Origin of the sequence: Bradyrhizobium uaiense (assembly GCF_010811875.1) — a bacterium.
Lineage (GTDB): Bacteria > Pseudomonadota > Alphaproteobacteria > Rhizobiales > Xanthobacteraceae > Bradyrhizobium > Bradyrhizobium uaiense.
The window spans coordinates 1-668 of sequence record NZ_VKHP01000547.1 but is presented as its reverse complement, the minus strand read 5'-3'; the positions used below and the strand labels follow the sequence as shown (position 1 = coordinate 668).

The window sequence follows — 668 nt, the reverse complement described above, 5'->3', positions numbered from 1 at the left end:
GTGCAGGGCTTCACCGGCGGCGTGCTGATCCCGATGGCGTTCACGCTGATCATCACCCTGCTGCCAAAGGCAAAACAGCCGATCGGGCTGGCGCTATTCGCGCTGTCGGCGACGTTTGCGCCGGCGATCGGCCCGACCATCGGCGGCTATCTCACCGAGAACTGGGGCTGGCAGTACATCTTCTATGTCAATCTGGTGCCCGGCGCCGTGATGATCGCGATGCTGTACGTGTCGCTCGATCCGAGCCCGATGAAGCTGTCGCTGATCCGCCAGGGCGACTGGCTCGGCATCATCACCATGGCGATCGGCCTCGCCGCGCTGCAGACCGTGCTGGAAGAAGGCAACAAGGACGACTGGCTCGGCTCGCCCTTCATCGTCCGCCTGTCGGTGATCGCGGCGGTGGCGCTGGTCGCCTTCCTGATCGTCGAATTCACCGTGGAGAAGCCGCTGCTCAATCTGCGGCTGCTCGCCCGCCGCAATTTCGGCTTCGGCATGCTGGCCAACTTCCTGCTCGGCATCGCGCTGTACGGCTCGGTGTTCATCCTGCCGCAGTACCTGTCGCGCATCCAGGGCTACAATGCCGAGCAGATCGGCATGGTGCTGGCCTGGACCGGCCTGCCGCAGCTCCTGCTGATCCCGCTGGTGCCGCGGCTGATGCAGCGCTTCGA

The 668-nt window shown here is 65.0% G+C and carries 1 protein-coding gene; it reads left to right on the top strand.

All coding sequences use genetic code 11. From position 1 onward, the window contains the following. Window positions 1–668: MFS transporter (locus tag FNJ47_RS46395; protein ID WP_163163497.1), on the top strand; the 668-nt coding region annotated here is incomplete at both ends.